This window comes from Vibrio gigantis (genome assembly GCF_024347515.1).
In the GTDB taxonomy this organism is placed as follows: Bacteria; Pseudomonadota; Gammaproteobacteria; order Enterobacterales; family Vibrionaceae; genus Vibrio; species Vibrio gigantis.
The window spans coordinates 1,643,854-1,660,337 of sequence record NZ_AP025492.1 but is presented as its reverse complement, the minus strand read 5'-3'; the positions used below and the strand labels follow the sequence as shown (position 1 = coordinate 1,660,337).

Annotated in this window: 26 protein-coding genes; 7 read left to right on the top strand and 19 right to left on the bottom strand. The window is 42.4% G+C overall.

Translation table 11 applies throughout. The features are described from left to right. The first annotated feature begins 92 nt into the window (after nt 1–92). The 3 genes from OCV56_RS07590 to OCV56_RS07580 all read left to right on the top strand — a co-directional run bounded on the left by OCV56_RS07590 (nt 93) and on the right by OCV56_RS07580 (nt 2,800). A complete protein-coding gene (locus tag OCV56_RS07590; RefSeq protein WP_086715664.1) occupies nt 93–752 on the top strand; it encodes a glutathione S-transferase in 660 nt (219 codons plus the stop codon). Between the two features lie 264 nt (nt 753–1,016). Continuing rightward, on the top strand, nt 1,017–1,877 hold the full coding sequence (locus OCV56_RS07585) for a hypothetical protein (protein WP_086715662.1): 861 nt from the start codon (nt 1,017–1,019) through the stop codon (nt 1,875–1,877). Nucleotides 1,878–1,885: 8 nt separating this feature from the next. Beyond that, entirely contained in the window at nt 1,886–2,800 is a 915-nt protein-coding gene (locus OCV56_RS07580; protein WP_086715661.1) for a hypothetical protein, read from the top strand. 58 nt (nt 2,801–2,858) lie between these two features. Here the strand turns inward: OCV56_RS07580 and OCV56_RS07575 are convergent, their stop codons facing one another. Genes OCV56_RS07575 through OCV56_RS07565 form a run of 3 tightly spaced genes read right to left on the bottom strand, consistent with a single transcriptional unit; the run spans nt 2,859 to nt 3,854 of the window. Then, the gene (locus tag OCV56_RS07575; RefSeq protein WP_086715659.1) at nt 2,859–3,308 is read right to left on the bottom strand and encodes a GyrI-like domain-containing protein; all 450 of its coding nucleotides are present in this window, start codon (nt 3,306–3,308) and stop codon (nt 2,859–2,861) included. A 52-nt stretch (nt 3,309–3,360) separates the two neighbouring features. Further along, the gene (locus OCV56_RS07570; protein WP_086715658.1) at nt 3,361–3,594 is read right to left on the bottom strand and encodes a hypothetical protein; all 234 of its coding nucleotides are present in this window, start codon (nt 3,592–3,594) and stop codon (nt 3,361–3,363) included. Between the two features lie 8 nt (nt 3,595–3,602). After that, nucleotides 3,603–3,854 (bottom strand): Rho-binding antiterminator, encoded by a 252-nt coding sequence (locus OCV56_RS07565; protein ID WP_086715656.1) that lies wholly within the window; start codon nt 3,852–3,854, stop codon nt 3,603–3,605. Nucleotides 3,855–4,060: 206 nt separating this feature from the next. Between OCV56_RS07565 and OCV56_RS07560 the strand changes: the two genes are divergently transcribed. Together OCV56_RS07560 and OCV56_RS07555 are read left to right on the top strand one after the other, a co-directional pair. Beyond that, on the top strand, nt 4,061–4,426 hold the full coding sequence (locus tag OCV56_RS07560) for a c-type cytochrome (RefSeq protein WP_086715655.1): 366 nt from the start codon (nt 4,061–4,063) through the stop codon (nt 4,424–4,426). A gap of 118 nt (nt 4,427–4,544) precedes the next feature. Beyond that, nucleotides 4,545–5,723 carry a BamA/TamA family outer membrane protein gene (locus OCV56_RS07555; protein ID WP_086715653.1) on the top strand — a complete coding sequence of 393 codons (1,179 nt, stop codon included), beginning with the start codon at nt 4,545–4,547 and terminating at the stop codon, nt 5,721–5,723. A gap of 88 nt (nt 5,724–5,811) precedes the next feature. Here the strand turns inward: OCV56_RS07555 and catB are convergent, their stop codons facing one another. The 4 genes from catB to OCV56_RS07535 form a co-directional block, all read right to left on the bottom strand. Beyond that, a complete protein-coding gene (catB, locus tag OCV56_RS07550) occupies nt 5,812–6,438 on the bottom strand; it encodes a type B chloramphenicol O-acetyltransferase (RefSeq protein ID WP_086715651.1) in 627 nt (208 codons plus the stop codon). A gap of 93 nt (nt 6,439–6,531) precedes the next feature. Continuing rightward, the gene (locus OCV56_RS07545; RefSeq protein WP_086715650.1) at nt 6,532–7,263 is read right to left on the bottom strand and encodes an SDR family oxidoreductase; all 732 of its coding nucleotides are present in this window, start codon (nt 7,261–7,263) and stop codon (nt 6,532–6,534) included. A 105-nt stretch (nt 7,264–7,368) separates the two neighbouring features. Beyond that, the gene (locus OCV56_RS07540; RefSeq protein ID WP_086715647.1) at nt 7,369–7,761 is read right to left on the bottom strand and encodes a nuclear transport factor 2 family protein; all 393 of its coding nucleotides are present in this window, start codon (nt 7,759–7,761) and stop codon (nt 7,369–7,371) included. Between the two features lie 51 nt (nt 7,762–7,812). Then, nucleotides 7,813–8,529, bottom strand: a complete 717-nt coding sequence (locus tag OCV56_RS07535; RefSeq protein WP_086715646.1) for an HAD family hydrolase — start codon at nt 8,527–8,529, stop codon at nt 7,813–7,815. Between the two features lie 255 nt (nt 8,530–8,784). On the opposite strand from OCV56_RS07535, the gene OCV56_RS07530 reads away from it, so the two are divergent. Continuing rightward, the gene (locus OCV56_RS07530; protein ID WP_060981985.1) at nt 8,785–9,117 is read left to right on the top strand and encodes a PBPRA1643 family SWIM/SEC-C metal-binding motif protein; all 333 of its coding nucleotides are present in this window, start codon (nt 8,785–8,787) and stop codon (nt 9,115–9,117) included. Nucleotides 9,118–9,213: 96 nt separating this feature from the next. Here OCV56_RS07530 and OCV56_RS07525 read toward each other — a convergent pair whose 3' ends face one another. Together OCV56_RS07525 and OCV56_RS07520 are read right to left on the bottom strand one after the other, a co-directional pair. Next, the gene (locus tag OCV56_RS07525) at nt 9,214–9,438 is read right to left on the bottom strand and encodes a hypothetical protein (protein ID WP_086715644.1); all 225 of its coding nucleotides are present in this window, start codon (nt 9,436–9,438) and stop codon (nt 9,214–9,216) included. A gap of 132 nt (nt 9,439–9,570) precedes the next feature. Next, nucleotides 9,571–10,086: a P-loop NTPase family protein gene (locus OCV56_RS07520; RefSeq protein ID WP_086715642.1), complete on the bottom strand. Its 516-nt coding sequence runs from the start codon at nt 10,084–10,086 to the stop codon at nt 9,571–9,573. Between the two features lie 264 nt (nt 10,087–10,350). On the opposite strand from OCV56_RS07520, the gene OCV56_RS07515 reads away from it, so the two are divergent. Then, nucleotides 10,351–10,524, top strand: a complete 174-nt coding sequence (locus OCV56_RS07515) for a hypothetical protein (protein WP_190960453.1) — start codon at nt 10,351–10,353, stop codon at nt 10,522–10,524. Between the two features lie 114 nt (nt 10,525–10,638). Here the strand turns inward: OCV56_RS07515 and OCV56_RS07510 are convergent, their stop codons facing one another. The 10 genes from OCV56_RS07510 to OCV56_RS07465 all read right to left on the bottom strand — a co-directional run bounded on the left by OCV56_RS07510 (nt 10,639) and on the right by OCV56_RS07465 (nt 16,451). Beyond that, complete coding sequence (locus tag OCV56_RS07510) at nt 10,639–11,136, bottom strand: DUF6653 family protein (RefSeq protein WP_086715640.1); 498 nt, start codon at nt 11,134–11,136, stop codon at nt 10,639–10,641. Nucleotides 11,137–11,165: 29 nt separating this feature from the next. Then, a complete protein-coding gene (locus OCV56_RS07505) occupies nt 11,166–11,621 on the bottom strand; it encodes a DUF302 domain-containing protein (RefSeq protein ID WP_086715639.1) in 456 nt (151 codons plus the stop codon). Nucleotides 11,622–11,799: 178 nt separating this feature from the next. Then, nucleotides 11,800–12,804, bottom strand: coding sequence for a S66 family peptidase (locus OCV56_RS07500; RefSeq protein ID WP_086715638.1), 1,005 nt, complete (start codon nt 12,802–12,804; stop codon nt 11,800–11,802). 89 nt (nt 12,805–12,893) lie between these two features. Then, nucleotides 12,894–13,340 (bottom strand): GNAT family N-acetyltransferase, encoded by a 447-nt coding sequence (locus OCV56_RS07495; RefSeq protein ID WP_086715636.1) that lies wholly within the window; start codon nt 13,338–13,340, stop codon nt 12,894–12,896. A gap of 113 nt (nt 13,341–13,453) precedes the next feature. Further along, entirely contained in the window at nt 13,454–13,711 is a 258-nt protein-coding gene (locus tag OCV56_RS07490; RefSeq protein ID WP_086715634.1) for a hypothetical protein, read from the bottom strand. A gap of 196 nt (nt 13,712–13,907) precedes the next feature. Then, a complete protein-coding gene (locus OCV56_RS07485; RefSeq protein WP_086715633.1) occupies nt 13,908–14,306 on the bottom strand; it encodes an OsmC family protein in 399 nt (132 codons plus the stop codon). 22 nt (nt 14,307–14,328) lie between these two features. After that, nucleotides 14,329–14,742 carry a GNAT family N-acetyltransferase gene (locus OCV56_RS07480; protein WP_086715631.1) on the bottom strand — a complete coding sequence of 138 codons (414 nt, stop codon included), beginning with the start codon at nt 14,740–14,742 and terminating at the stop codon, nt 14,329–14,331. Nucleotides 14,743–14,900: 158 nt separating this feature from the next. Next, nucleotides 14,901–15,482, bottom strand: coding sequence for an HD domain-containing protein (locus tag OCV56_RS07475; RefSeq protein ID WP_086715629.1), 582 nt, complete (start codon nt 15,480–15,482; stop codon nt 14,901–14,903). 67 nt (nt 15,483–15,549) lie between these two features. Beyond that, a complete protein-coding gene (locus tag OCV56_RS07470) occupies nt 15,550–15,957 on the bottom strand; it encodes a GNAT family N-acetyltransferase (protein ID WP_086715627.1) in 408 nt (135 codons plus the stop codon). Nucleotides 15,958–16,031: 74 nt separating this feature from the next. Next, on the bottom strand, nt 16,032–16,451 hold the full coding sequence (locus OCV56_RS07465) for a GNAT family N-acetyltransferase (RefSeq protein ID WP_086715626.1): 420 nt from the start codon (nt 16,449–16,451) through the stop codon (nt 16,032–16,034). Nucleotides 16,452–16,484: the final 33 nt, after the last annotated feature.

The following is a 16,484-nucleotide window of genomic DNA, read 5'->3' as shown; positions in this document are numbered from 1 at the left end:
TCACTTACTTATAATTTTTAAGCCGCGTATTCTACCCACATCACGATCTCTTTACCACCGTACAACACTTTTCAAACTAAATGACCTCAATAATGCCGAAAGAATCCGACCTACCTATCCTTTATTCTTTACGCCGTTGCCCTTACGCAATGCGTGGGCGAATGGGCATCGCACTATCAAAGCAAAAAGTGTTGCTTCGAGAAATCGTTACCAAAGACAAGCCTAGTGAACTATTGGCCAGTTCGCCAAAAGGCACGGTTCCTGTTTTGGTTTTACCCAATGGACAAATCATTGAACAAAGCATAGAAGTGATGAACTGGGCACTTCAACAAAATGATCCTCAAGATCTTCTGCGCTCCAGCAATCCAACACTTAACGAACAAATCCAACAGATCATTAGAACCAACGATGATGACTTTATTGGTCACTTAGAAAAGTATCGTGCGTCTGTTCGCTACCGGAACATCGATGTAGAGCTGCGTCGACACGCTTGCGAAGTGTTCATTAGTCAATTAGAAGCGCGACTCACAAATCAGCCCTACTTATTTGGGGAAACCCCAAGCTTGGCCGACTTCGCGGTCATGCCGTTTGTCAGCCAGTTTGTAAGAGTCGAGAAGAAGTGGTTTGTGAAATCTGAATATCAAAACGTAGGACGTTGGTTAAGAACGCACCTTGATAGCAAGCTCTACACCCAAGTCATGAAGCAATACCCTTTATGGAATGAAACCAAGCAAGATTGTCTTTTTGGGTAACATTTAACTTTATGGGGCAGCATAAATAATGCAACTCCTTGTTCTTATATAAGCTGCATAAGCTAGCTCCCCTCCCCCCCAACAAGTATTCCTCATCATTTACTTATAATTGATTTACATAATATATTTTCCAAATTACATTGACATTAGAACGCCATTCCTTAAAAATACTGAAATACAATCAACCATACGGAAAGTGTTTGACGCATATAATCGATATTCAACTTCTCACTAAGGAAGTAGTGTTAAGTGATCAGGTGTATAATGGCTAAACTAAGAACCTTTGGTATTGCTTACGTTGCTTTAGCACTCTTCGGGTGTGGTAGTGACGACTCTTCAAAACCCGCTCTAGTTGAACCAATTCAAGACATAGCTCCTTCAACGCCAGCAGAACTCTCTAACTTTATCAATTCGATCATAAAGCCTGAAAATGAAGATGCAGCCCAGGTTTACGCCGATAAATTAAAAAGTGGTTCAATACAAGAAACTCAGCAAGCGGCTATTGATATATTGGCTTATGCACAAAACAACTTGCAAGTGACAGAATATTTACAATCAATATTTTTAGATAACTTAATCGATCTTCCAGAAGATCTAGAAAATCTAAGTTTGTATAGTTATTTAGAATATTTATCACAAGGTAACTCACCAATTACACCTTGTGAAGAAGATGGTACGAATTGCGATATTTCTATTGACCCTATTCACCCCCCGATCGTAATAGACCTTCGCCAGAAACTTGAAAGGTATCTAAGAGATAACAATGGTGACTTAATAATTGAGCCCATAGATGTCGTCATTGAGCCTATAGACCCAGGCTTTGAAGCAGACCCAATTGATATCGGTACTCCTGTTGACGAATGTCACATAGACCAGTCGTGCGACATTGTTATCGACCCTATTGATGTAATCATCCCTACAAGACCAAACCCGCTGCCAACCGAGGGGGTTATTACCCAAGAACAACTAAAGCAATCATCAATTTGGTTTCTAGGCTACAGGCAAATGAATATCTCAGAAGAATCAAATTTGGTTCTAGTTTTAGAGAATAACGAAAATCTTGATCTCAAAACGGGTGAAAAACTAATCGTTGATGGTCACTTCCGAATTACATCTACTAAATAGGTAAGAAAATGAATTTAAAAACTCTAACTTCTCTAATTTTATTATTGCCTGCGACTTCTTTCGCTCAAGGTGATGCAATATTAGATGTTGCCGGTGAGATTCAAATTAACGGCCAAACGGTTATAAACAACCAAGGTCAATTTGTTGGTGGTGAGGTATTCAAGAAGTCCGACTATTATATGCTTGGCGAGTATCACTATCATAGTAAGGAATTTGATACTGTTAAAGATAGTGTTGTTGTTGCTGAACCTGGCCATTGGAGTGAAAAAATTACTACTGTTTCTACACAAATCAGAACAGAGCAGGAAGGCGAGATTAAGAACCCACACTACGACCCTGATTTTTATGAACAACCACGCACTCCAGAAGAGGAAGCGTTATGTAATATAAATCAGTGTTGGAATGAATATATTTGGAGTGATAAGTTAGTCGAAAATACTTATGTAAACACTACCATTTCGACATGGGAAAACACTGAGTCCGATGGTATTTCTAATATGCATGGTACTTGGCACAATCGTGAGACTAAAAATGGTAACGTCACTTGGGAAAACTCAAGTGAAAACCATTATAAAGCCGAATATGTAGAATTAGTCAGTAACTATAATGATAATTACCGATTAGGAACTTCCAGTCCCGGTTATCTTAACAAGTACACAAGTATTGGTGGAGACAGAACTGATGGCGAAGTTTGGTTCTACGGAAACGATTTTTCTTACACCAATACAATAAATTCGATCACTCTTAATGGTATTGATTACGAAAACTGTCTATCAGATAGTGATGGCGAAGAGATTGTTTGTAAGAACATAGGTATGATTCACCATGAAGCTTACGGAACTCTTGTAAAACACACCGGCCCTGAAGCTATTAATATGATGAACGGAACCAAACCATTTAAATCGTTAAACAGAACCAAATAAAAGACTACAAGCCAATAGGTTTACCTATTGGCTTTTCTCAACCTATTGTTAAGGTTGGCTAGTTAATCGCAATGGAAATCTCGACTTCAGTTTCGCCTTTGTAGAATTCAAAGTCAGTCGTGTAAGTTCTAACATGTGGGCAATCCGCAGTATTGAAATACGCCCACACTTCACCCCATAGATCGATCACCGCTTGTGGCAATTCGCCTTCTGCAGAGAACGTAAGGTATTTTCCGGCTTCAATCTTTGTTTCGATCAGTTGGGCAATGGTGGTGTCAGTGAGCACATTGGTACAAGCAATCACATCAAAGTCACCCGTAAAATCCGACTCGTAGTTGGTGTAAACGCCGTATACCTTTGAGTCTGGTGTCAGTTTAGGAAACGCTTGTTCGAAAAAGCCTTGCCACAGTTGCCCGATTTTTGCCTTAGCTGGGTCAACTTCATCGTTATTGTTAGTTCTTACCGCAAAACCATACGCTTTTACCGCTTCTAATTCTTGTTCTTTCACTCTTCTATTTCCTAAGCCATTTTAAAGCGTCAACTGTTAAGCCAAATCGATTCTAGTCGTGGATCTCTTTATGACCACACTTTTCACAGACAAGATGGCGCGAAAACTCATCCATTGAAGCGATAAACGGTCCAAGGAACCAACCTTTTATCACGCCGGCCCAGAACTCGCTTCGCTTTTGATTAGGCTTATCTGCAAATGCACTTTTCTTGCGCACCAATATAACAACATGCTGTGTTTCTTCTCGGCATGCCGTGCAATAGCGTTGCTCAATCGTGTTATTCATTTACCAACCTAAGACTTTTTAAATGAGACATGCTGAAAGTGAGGGTTGTCGACACAAACATCTAATGTCGCTATTTGAGTTAATACGATTAGTTGTTGTTCGCCTTGAATGCTAACTTTAATGCACTCTTCACGGCTATCATTGCGCTGGGTATCTAACCCGACACAGTCAATCTGCTCGCCAGACTTCAGCGTTAACTTGATTGGGTATCGGTGCATACACACAATCTCAATATAATCGTAATCGTTGCAACTAATCATAATCCCCTCCATTTCATCCACCACGCTAATGCGACACGCCATACTATGCAATATGCATATAATCAATCATTTACCTAAGTCACATTGATGATCGCCCGTAACCAAAACGACTTTTGAATTAGGTTTAAACAGGCATTCTCATTCACGTTTCTTTTACTCACACCTGCTTATTCTTTCATTGTTAAATAATAATCGAGAATAAAACAATGAAATACATGAACCATTTACACGTGTTAGCTTTCTTGGGGTTGGTCGCTTCAATGTTGACGTTTAATGCAAGTGCTGCCTCAGAAATTGATGCGAGCCACTTCGCCAATGGCAAAGCAAAATATCGGCAACTTTGTCAGGTTTGTCATGGCGACAAGGGGCACGGTGATGGCCCTACAGCCGCTTCATTACCACACAAGCCAGCGAACATAGCTAATAAACTGAGCGGCTTTTTTACCAGTCCAAGCTCTTTGGCAGATGACATTTTAGAGGGAGATGTAGAACAAGGCATGCCTGCGTGGCAGGGTGTTATAACAAAACAAGATGCTCTTGATATTCTGACGTACATAGAAACAATCCAGTAGTAAACGCTGTACGATTCGCCTTTTGTACATATATCTCGGTTAATGCACCTCGTTCTATTGCGCTATCTATTTGATTGATTACACTCAATTTAATGGATAGTAAATAATACGGAACGTTATGAACTTAAAACCCCTAGCCGCAAGCGCTCTCGTGCTTGTCTCTACAACAGCAGGTGCGGTGAGTTTTATAGACCAAATCGATGGTCACTTGGATATGGGAGAATACCTCGCAGAAAATGCCTACGGTTTTCTTCCTGTTCCAATTCTAATTACAGAGCCTGCGGTAGGATACGGTGGTGGCTTCACAGGTATCTTCATGCACGAATCTGAAGAGCAAAAAAACACGCGTAAAGAGCTCGCTGAAAAATCCATCGATGGCGGCGCGCAACTTCTCACCCCGGCTATCACTGCAGTTGGGGGCTTTGCGACAGAGAACGGCACTTGGATGGCGTTTGTTGGTCACAAGAGAAGTTGGAAGGAAGATTCCATACGCTACCTTGGTGGCTTAGGTTATGGTGATATCAACATGACCTTCTATCGACAAAGCTCTTCTAACGCGTTGTCTCCACTCGATCCAAACGAAGGTGTGGAGCTTGGGCTAAAGGGGATGGGCGGGATTCAGAAGCTCCAGTTTAGAGTGCCGGATACCCAATGGTTATTGGGATTTTCTCAACAATTCTTCGCACCCACCCTTTCACTTAATAATCATCCTAAAGCGCAAGAGATCTTGAACAACATCGGCAACACATCACCGACCTCTTCCGGTTTAGGTTTAATCGCCGAATACGACAGTAAGAACAGTTTTTTAAATCCGACGCAAGGTTACAACTATGTCGCGGAATACCTTTGGTTTGGTGACACGATCGGCAGTGATTACACTTATCAAACGTTTAACTTAGAAGGGCTTAATTACTGGGAGTTAAACAAGGAGTGGAACTTGGCATTGCGAGGACAATACAAATCATTGTCGACCAATGAACGAGTGCTTTCTCCTCAATATTACCCAGACATTGAGCTGAGAGGTATCGCACGTAATCGTTATCAAGGTGAACACACCGTCGCAGCGGAAGTTCAAGTAAGCAAACAATGGACACCACGTTGGTCAACCGCCGTGTTTACGGGGATTGGCTATGCGGGTAACAGCGATAAAGACATGTTTGATCAAAGCTCTCACGCTGCTTATGGTTTGGGTTTCCGTTATCTTATCGCAAGGCGCTATGGTCTGATTTCAGGGATTGATATTGCGTTCAGTGAAGAAGATACCGCCCTCTATTTCCAAGTCGGAGCTGGTATCTAATTCATTACGCTGGACTGACACGATAAACTAAAGTGGTAACGATAAAATGACGTAGTAACGATAGGATAAAGTGCTCACGGAACAGCGGTTACTTGAGTACTTTCCAGTATTGGTAAAGCCCATCGATATCAGAAGAACACATCAACGACATCGCGCCTTTGATTTGTTCTTCGCTCCACTCCCACCATTTCATTTCTAGCAACTGAGCGATTTCTGATTCATTGAAACGATAACGGATGTGACGAGCTGGGTTTGAACCGACAATCGAGTATGGTGCAACGTCTTTAGTCACAACCGCTCGACTTGCAATGATAGCCCCATCACCGACCTTAACACCGCTCATGATCATGGCCTCTGTGCCAATCCACACATCGTTACCAATCACGGTATCACCAGAGCGTTCGAAGCCATCTATCGCACCTTCAAACTTCTCATCCTCTTGATAAAAAAACGGGAAGGTACTCACCCATTGGTTTTGGTGGCCTTGGTTGCCCGCCATCATAAACACGGCGCCAGAGCCAATCGAGCAATAACTGCCGATGATTAACTTATCGATGTCTGTTCTATCAGGTAAAAGATATCGCGCACAATCATCAAAGCTGTGGTTGTGGTAATAACCTGAATAGTAGCTATGTTCACCGACAATAATGTTTGGGTTGGTCACTTGTTCTTTGAGTGATTTGCCAACAAATGGACTCTCAAAATAGTTTTTCATGTTTGTACTCTTAGTTTCGTTCTTTTAGTTAGGTACTTTTGTTGCGTGTTTAATGTTTTAAGAAGTTTATTTTAGTGTAAATGCCAACGTGTCTTATCGACCACCCGCAATATCGATAAATGAGCCAGTCACATAAGAAGCCTCATCTGACAGTAACCAAGCAATCGAGTTAGCCACCTCTTCTGGTGTGCCGCCTCGTTGTAGTGGCAATTGCGACGCTAATCTATCGACTCTATCTGGCTCTCCGCCATCTGCGTGCATCTCAGTGTAAATACAACCCGGCCTTACACCGTTAACGCGAATATTACGTGCAGCCAGTTCAAGAGATAAGCCTTTGGTCAGTGAATCCATCGCGCCTTTCGAAGCCGCATAATCAACGTATTCAAATGGCGCTCCGGTACGTGAAGCGGCAGACGATACATTCACAATCGACCCAGCACCATCAGCTTGTTTGATAAAAGCTTTACTGCATAAGAAGCAGCTTGAAACATTTGATTTCATCACCTTTTCAAAGCGATCAATCTCGATGTCTTCTAGTGCTGATTGAGTAAACAAGATGCCAGCGTTATTCACCAAGTGGGTAATAGGCCCAAGCTTGTGACGGGCAATTTCGAACAGGGATTTTACGTCCGATTCTACCGACACATCGGCACGCACACAGATAGCAGTACCGCCTTGATCACGAATCTCATTCACCAGTTCATCAGCTCTTGATTCATTGTGTATGAAGTTGACGCACACCGCATAGCCTTGTTTTGCTAATAGCTTCGATGTAGCGGCACCAATGCCTCGGCTTCCGCCTGTAACGATTACGACCTTGTTCATGAAATCTCCTAACTCGCTGACTTTTTATTTAACTCATTGTTATTATGCACATACTCTATTGTAAGCTTCGTGTTCTTGTATTTGGTGTTCTTGCATTTGACCTTGCTACTTGAGTGATTCAGGGTTCGCTATCTGAACCCACTTTGAACACCACGCTTGTGCAGCAAAGCCATCTGGCCAAAACTCAGTTTGCTTTTGGATCAGACCATCAACAACCGTGTGAACGGTAATCACGCGATCGTTTAATACGCTATCTGTCACTAATACATCGGTTACGACAGTATCACCCTCGTAAACAATAGAATTAAGCTCAAACCTCCAGATCCCATTCGCAGGGTATTCAGAGTTGATTGCTGTGAAGTTATCACGCCCTACCGTCAATTCAGACGACTGAGGCCAATAACCTTGAAAATCTTCCGCTAGCCATTCGGCCGCTTTCGCAAAGTCATTGGTACGCATCGCATCCCAAAAACCTAATACCACGTCTTTTGGTATCATCACTCTTCCTTAAATTAGTTCAGTTACACTGAATCACAGCCACACCATCGATTAAGCGTATTTCCCAATGATCGTTAAAAGATCATCGACACTATTAGCGATGTAGTCGGGCTTAGTTTGCCAATTTTCAGGCTCGGATCGGCTATAACCTGCGGCTACAGCAATCACTTTCGCGTTCTTACCTAATGCCGCTTCAATATTTCGCGCAAACTGTGTGTCTGCTTCATGGTCACCGATATACATCAAACACAGCTCGTTAGCCTTATTGGGGCCAAATATGTTCTCGACACATTTCACGCCACCAAATGGATGCGGTTTTTGGTTGCCGTTCGAGACGTCGTCATAACCCACTACCGATTTAAACAAACCGCCAATACCATAACTGTCGAGCACGGCGCGAATATTCAATTGAGAGTTTTGAGAGCAGATACCATGAGGAAGATGAGCAAACTGATTGACCACCGTTTCCATGCCGTCAAACAAGGCAACGGCGGTTTGGTTTTTCTCTTGATGCTCTGCCCACATTCCACCAGCGATCAACATTTCGTCATGAGATAAGCCGTAATAATCGACATATAAGGCTTGCCAGTTTTTAGCGCCATGGTTGGCTTCATGATAAAGCGCTTCACTCAACAAGTATTTGGGTAAATTATCACCTGACAAGTGTGGAGCAACCACAGAGATAATGTCTTTGGTTATCGCGATATTTTTGGGAACGGAATTGACTAAGGTTCCATCGTAATCCCACAGGATGGCATCTAACTTCATACACTATCTCTTTGTTTCAATTAATGATTTAAATTTATCATTCAAAAGCCTATTGTGGGAAATCTTATTGTCTCGAATTTCATAATTTGTTTAATCAGAACAAAGCTAAAGAACGAACCTTTACTAACAAACAAAAACCAAACAGCCTTTACTCACATCACTGCTTTATCAATCGCAATATATGCGTATAATCCCCGCTCCATTGCGCTATCGCCGTTAAAAATAGCGCCATTCAACATTTTTAATGAGTACCCAATGTCGAAACTATTTTTCAAAGGCCGTATCGAAACAAGACAGAACCACGTTCTTGCTGGCTACAACGTAAACCGCGATGTAAAAGCGGGTACTGAAGAATCTCCAATCGCAGTAATGGTTCAAACTGAAGCGCGCAAAGCAGAAGTTGAAGCACTAGCCGCTGAAAATACTATCTTCGTTACCATTACAGTCGACGCAGACAAAGAAGAGAACACCATCGAGCTTGATACTCTACTAAACAAGCCAAAAACGATGACGTTTGAAAAGACCCCTAACCGTAACGACCCGTGTTCTTGCGGTAGCGGTAAGAAATACAAGAAGTGTTGTGCATAAGGCTTCTTACTCAAACTACCAATAGCACGATGAGTTAAGCAATACCTAACGGGAAGATCATTGAGGTCTTCCCGTTTTTATTTGTATAAGCCAAACTCAATCTAGATTGTCTGGTGTTCGCAAATTGGTTCCACACTTTATACATTTATAATCACCGGTTCCGCCGCTTGAAGCTAGCGACGATAAAATCATTCCAAGTAACCCTGACTTCTTTTCATCTTTTGGCGCTTTTTCGGCTTGGTTACTGAACATAGTGTACTTATGCAGTGTCAGTTCTTTGCAGTTACAACAGAACGCTCTTGTTTGTTCACTTCCATACATAATATCTATAGCCTTTACCAATCACAAAAATTCAACGCATGGCAAATATGCCACACGTTGAACTAAATCGATACATTTTATAAAGTTCTTCGCAAATCGAAATGCTCACGTGTGATCTCGGTTTTCTACTTATTAACCAACGTGTTGGCGTACAAAGTTGTTTAGCTCAGTTACGCTTGTGATGATGTGTACCTCTTTATCTTTGGCTCGTAATTCTAAGCGTGATCTGAAGTCTTCATTCCAAAATTTGGGGCACAGTTTTAGTGTTTTGTAACTTTGTATTGTCCCTTTCACAACTGAGCTGCCTTCAGGCCAGCCTTCTGGTTTCACAAACAAACCTTTCAACATACGTTTGGTCACAAACCAGTAACTCACCGGATATGGAAGATCGATATAAACCAAAGTATCTGCCGCGTCTAAACGCTTGTTAAACGAGTCTAGCGGGCCAAAGCCATCGATGATCCAACTGTCAGAACTCAGTATGCTTTCGTGTGCTTGTGCAAACTCAGCACTATCAACGAACTCGCCATTCGCCTTGTAAACGATGGAGTCTAATTGGTGAAGCTCTATACCTGTAGCTAGTGCTAACACTTTGCTAATTGTGGACTTTCCACTCCCAGGCTTGCCAAACACCGCGATCTTTTTCATATGACTTCCTCTCTATTCAGATAAAACCCATAAGACAGATACAAAAAACCCACCTTAACGGGTGGGTTCGATAAACAAAGCGCATTAACACTCCCACCATTCCTATGGAATGATGATAATTCGTTGGTTAAGTTGCGCTAAATTCATTTTCATACGATCACTTTTATATATTGCGAATAGATTGTCAACATGCTCTAGGAGTGAAATTAGATCGAACCTCCGACTATCTGTTCTCATGAAATTGAACAATTAGAGGTCAAGCCATTGGGTTCGCAATATCAAGTGAGCCTGCATGTAAGACTTAAAGCAGACACATACCCAGACTCACCAATGAAAGGTCAAGCCGTGGATCTTGTGGTGAACGAAACTTGGTTAGTTTCTGTTGATGAAAACAACAGCGTGAAGATTCACGAATATGAAGTGGTCGCCTTACCTTAGAACTTAATTCAAAGACTAATCTTGGCGGTCAATGAACACAGTCGGACAGCAGCGAGTAATAGCTGCTGTCCCCTATTACAATCATTTTGAGTTACGTATTGGATACGTAGTTGGTTAATATTCCCAAGCCTTAAACTGAGCGTTCGACGCTTTCATACTATCAAACAGCCACACCATTCGGTCTAAGAACCACAGCTTAAGTACCAAGATCCAGAAGTTGCCGAACGCGATAAGCCACAAGTCATTGAGGTACAAACCATAAAACAAGATTGGCAAGCCCGGTGCCATCGACGTGCTAATCACACGAACCGCCTTTAAATGATGTTGTGGGATATCGAGCAGTGATTTGTCTAAGTATATCCGCTCACCAAATACCGCTTTGGATGCCCAGTTTCTTGTGCTTTTTGGCACACCAAACGCTCTTGGGTTAAACCAAATCCAGAATAAAGCGAAGCCGATGAGGAATATAGAGTAGAAACCAATGTATTCTCTCGACCAAATAGCTAGAGAGAGCAAAGATAAGCAAGGAACGCGAGTATATACACTGAGTGGATTCGAGTGACGAGCCCAGCTATCTTCACTCATCACCATCATCTTTTCAAAAAACTTCATAACAGCACTCGCGCTTTACATTTACTTGGTTACTTTTTTGCAATCGTAGCTTCGGACAGTTTGCTTAGAACGCCTGAGATTTTCTTAATCACTTCATCACAACCGTTAATCGCGTGACGGTTTAGCAAGTAATTAGGATCGTTGTAAGACAGCCACACTTTCTTGTTCGCGTCTTCACTGACCAACACCTTCTGCGGCAAATCAATCGCGACCTCTTGAGCACATTGCATTAATGGTGTACCTACTTTTGGATTACCGAAAATAATAACCTCGGTTGGTCTGAGTTCGAGGTCAACGTTACTCGCGTTTTTCTGATGGTCAATTCTCGCAAACAATGTCAGGCCTTTACTTTTCGCTATCTCTTCAAAGCGGTCGGCTGTCTCTTTCACTGAATAATTACTTTGGTACTTTATCAAACCGTCAGAAGCGGCGACTGAAAAGGATGCCGAAAGCAAGATGGCGCATAGGGGTAGTAGTTTTTTCATTGTTACCTCTGAGGTTTAACCTAATTAAACATACGTTTATCGCGCCATCTTAACGTCGTGGCGTAACCTTCCTCAGTATAGACTTGTTTCAAATCTCAGTTTGCCGAGAGGATCACCTTTCTAATGCGTCTTATTATCATGCAATTACTTGTACCCAGCGTTCTAATACTTTGAGATATTAAGAGTTAGAGACCCAAGGCCCGTGTAGCTCAAACGTATGCTCATCAAAATCAATCACACCTTGAACACCAATCGGTGTCACGAGCATTGGATGTGTGTGACAACCGTCAAATCCATACAGTATCGAAACGTCTTTTTCATTTAGAACTTCAAGAAGCACGTCGAGTGGCGTACGCCCTGTCCCTTTGTTATCAAACAACTCGTGCTTTCCGAGTACTATCGCGCCCACCTTATCGAATATGCCACATGCTAATAAGTGAGCAAATGAACGCTCAACCGCCTCAATACCTTTTAATGAGTCTTCAAATAAGAGAATATCGCCATCTCGAATTTCCGGCATGTATTGGCTACCCCATATCCCAGCCATCGTGCTCAGATTACCGCCAATCACGCGGCCACTTACCTTGCCATTACCAATGAAATGCCATTCGTTTTCATAGACGGGTTTGGCTGAGTTTTGTGTCTCCCAGTCGTGTTTGATGTCCGTCCACACCTTGGGCATAGTGTATTGATGTTGGCTCGCGTTTGGACATAAGAAGTCACTAAATGATTGGAAGGTTTCGTCGACTAACGGCGGGAATTCACCAAATGATGCGACCAGTGCCGGGCCATAGAAAGTCACTAAACCCGTTTTGGCATAAATCGCCAATAACAATGCGGTGACGTCTGAGTATCCGATGATGATCTTCGGATCCTTTCTTAGCGCCTCGTAATCAATATACGGCAGTAGCGAGTTACTGTTATTGCCACCAATCGTCGACATGATGCAGCGAACTTCAGGATCACGAATCAGTTGGTTTAATTCTTCGGCTCTTGCTTGAATAGAACCAGAACGATAACAGTCAGACTTCCCCGTTAATGAACCTTCGACCAAGGTGAAGCCTTTCGCTTCCAGATAATCTTTAGCACGAGCAAACCTATTGGGAGCGAACACAGTCGCAGGAGAAGACGGTGAGAAAAATCCAATTTTGTCACCGATGTTTAAAGCCTTTGGGTATATCACTTCCTTTGTCCTCCATAACAATAAGGAACCGCTATTTGAATCTTTTCAGACTCGTCATTTTTAATGCTAGAACTTATGTATAGACGTTCTTAGAGTTCGATATAAAGCCTCAACATGTCTTGATGTTGAATGCCATTTTCGAAGATCGGTTCTGGATAATGATCGATGAAATGATTCTTGATGACTGAATCGACTCGAAAGCCTGCTCGTTGATAGTAAGTAAGTTGATAACCAAAGGTGCCCGTCCCTAACTCAACGCGCTTAACGTCATGTTGGGCGAGCTGCTTCAATGCGAAGGCCAACACTTTTGAGCCGATACCTCGCTGTTGATGTGCAGGACTTACTGACACATTGAAAATTTCCGCGACATTTTCACCAATGAGCTTAACAAGGCAGACACCAAGAACTTGATTGTCTTGCTTGGCAGCGTAGCACCATGACTCATCCAGGTATGACTCAATACTGTCTTCTGATGGATCAGCTTCAAGTAACAATGCCATTGGGATTTCGCGTGGCTCAAGTTCTACATATTCCATTTAAACCTCTAAACGCCTGAACACTCACATAGTCAGGTTACTGTAATCTAAGAATCTGATTACTAACAGGTTTGAATCGCAAAAACACGCTCTTAAGGCAAGCTTAATACTTATCAATGCCACGACTTAGTGCCGCACTTCTCGCATTGGTATTGTGCTTCCTGATCAATGAAGAAACTTGAAGCGTGCTTGTCATCCTTAAAAAATAACGTCATCAAATATTCTATCAAGATTCCAATCTTCCACTGCCTCGCTTCTGATTCAGCTTCCGCTTTTGTTTCAGAATCTGAACGGCTGGCAGGTACGTGTGGAGTCAATGAATGACAGGTTTCACAATGGTATGGGTGCTTAATGTATTTATTATCAATCATTCATATATTCTAACTAACATTTATAAAGCTAACTACATGGTAACAAGTAATCGTAGGAGACTCTAACTTATTATTTAACAAGGATTTTTTATCAGAAGGTTAAATTGAAAGGAGCAGACACACGGTAGTAATACCATGTGTCATGAATCTATTGCTGTTACGGTTAATCTAATTGATAAGCCTCGGTGAGTCAGCGTTAAGCTACAACTTCAACAGAACAAGTGATCTCGATTGTAGGTTGAAGCATCAAACAAACATGACAGTGCTTGGCAACGGCTTCTTTAGCGGCTGAAAGGACATCGCTTTCTGACACACCCTTCGCCTTCACAGTAAAATGTAAATTCGCCGTTTTGTATAAACGAGGTTCGTCGTCGGTTAACGTATGTGTCACCGAGTTTTCTAAAGCCTCGACTTCGAATCCTTTTTCCTGCAACAGTAAAACGACATCTGTCGCACTGCACCCGCCAAGCGCTGACAGTAACACTTCAGTTGGACACGGAGCGGTATTGCTAGTGGCATCGATATCAAAGCTGAACCCGCCTTCTGTTGTGACTTTAAACTGACACTCACGATTCCACTGCACTTTGATACTCATACGTTATTACTCACTTATTAATTTACGCAATATTGGGTTGGAATTTCTTTGTCATTCCTTGGCAAACAGGTGAGACAAGCTTATAACCCAACTTCTCGTAAAACGCTGGCTCGTCTGCAATCATTGAAACATACGAACCTTCTAGCGCAACAGAAGAAAGGTAACGCTCGATGTATTCCATTACTTTTCTTCCTAAGCCCTGCCCTTGATATACAAGGTCTACCGCTACATCGACAATCTCGAAGTTACATGCACCATCACCGACAACGCGTCCCATTGCGATGAGCTTATCTCCATCTCGAATGGAAATGCCATACAAACTATTAGGCAATGCAATCTTGGCGGCCTTAAGTGATTTAGGTGACAGTTTGGCTTTAACTCGCATCTCACAAAACTCGCTTGGGCTAGGGACTTTTTCTTCAAATTTAATGGTCATTTATCTACTCCTTATGTCGGAAATAGAGAATACACACCACAGCTGTATAAATAAACAGTATCGCGATATTTTGAAGAGAATGTCACATTCTAGAAAGCGAGCGGCGATAATTTGATTAAGTCAGTAAGAGACACTTGTAGCCCAAGGTGCATTCTAACCTACTTCAGTAACCCTTGTTTTGCTGCCGTTTCGAGCTGCACCTCAAGTTCACTCCATAGCGCCTTACTGCCCTTAGAAATACGCTCGCCATTAAAGGTCATGACTTTATCTTTAGATATGTTGTGCTTCTCCCAGCTGTGGCCACCACCATGAATGTTATGAAGCAAAGGTGGCACTCTATCGATCGCCTTACCAAACCTGGCTTCCGGTGACTCACCCGCTTCGAATTCAAGCCACAATTCTAAATACTCTGCTCTTAAATGGCTAGGCAATGATTTCAGTAAACGCTCAACGCAGTTTCTCTCTTTGAGTTTGTTTTCTTCGGTCTCACTGGCATAAATGATGGTGTCGCCTGCGTCAATTTCCCCTAGGTCATGAATCAGAAGCATCTTCATCACTCGCGTAATATCAATTTCTTCGTTGGCATAGTCTTTCAACATAAGCGCGCTTAAACAGACGTGCCAACTGTGCTCCGCCGAGTTTTCATATCGCTCCAGTCCAACAGGCTTTGTTTGTCGATGAACATCCTTTAATTTTTCGATTTCGACCATGAATTGCAGAATGCCTTTGATTTCTTCCACGATGAACTCCCTTAACTTAAGTTGATGACTTAGATTGGCAGAGGGTTAACAGAGCCACATTAGCTCGTTACACCCAATGAACCGACATTTTGTAATACCTAACACCCGACTTTTCAAACTCAGAGCCTTCTGCAGCCATCCCAAATTTTTGATAAAAACCTAAAGCCGTTGTACGTGCATCACACCAAAAATATCGGATGTTTAAATCTTTGAGATTAGAGATGGAATGCTCAATTACATTTGAACCGATTCCCTGCCCTTGGAATTCAGGCAACGTGGCAAACTTTCTCAACCTCGCTTCATGGCCTTGAATATAGATAGACGCGACACAAACCAACATTTCACCAACAAACGCACCGTAGTGCGTTGCTTGATCATCATCGGGTATCCTACAAAATGACATCGGTTTATCAGGCCAAAGCACTTGATGCCGAACAGCAAGCACCTCCGTCGCTGAAATCTGTTTTATTTCCATATTCTCGGTTTAAACTCCCAACTTGATGACCCTTGTTGTAATTGCAGCGCTTGTGATTGCTATGGTTATTAGTACTAAGCTTGGTAGGTCATTAAGTGATAACGCTCTAATCCCTCACCTTCTGTGGACGAGATAACAAAGCCTTGCGAGCGATAAAAGCCGATGGCGTTTTCATTGGCAGTCAAACACTTCAAAGTCAGAACTGAGTAATGTTGTTTGCAGGTATTAAGTAAAGCCGAACCCGCACCAGAACGTAGCGCTTTCGGACAAATATATAGGTGATGGATGAAGCTCTCAGCTTCCCAAACGGAAACAAAACCTAAAACCTTTTCGCCAGAAACAGCCATCCATATTTGCTCACCTTCGGTGTCTTGGTCAAAATCAGATAACTTAAAGGCGTTGGCATCAGCCCAATGAAAGGTGTTCTGTCTGGATTCTAAATAGATTGCCTGCAAAGCTGCTGAATACTTGGGTTGATACCTTCTGACTTCCATGTCGTTCCTACAAATCCGTATCGCTCAAATTAA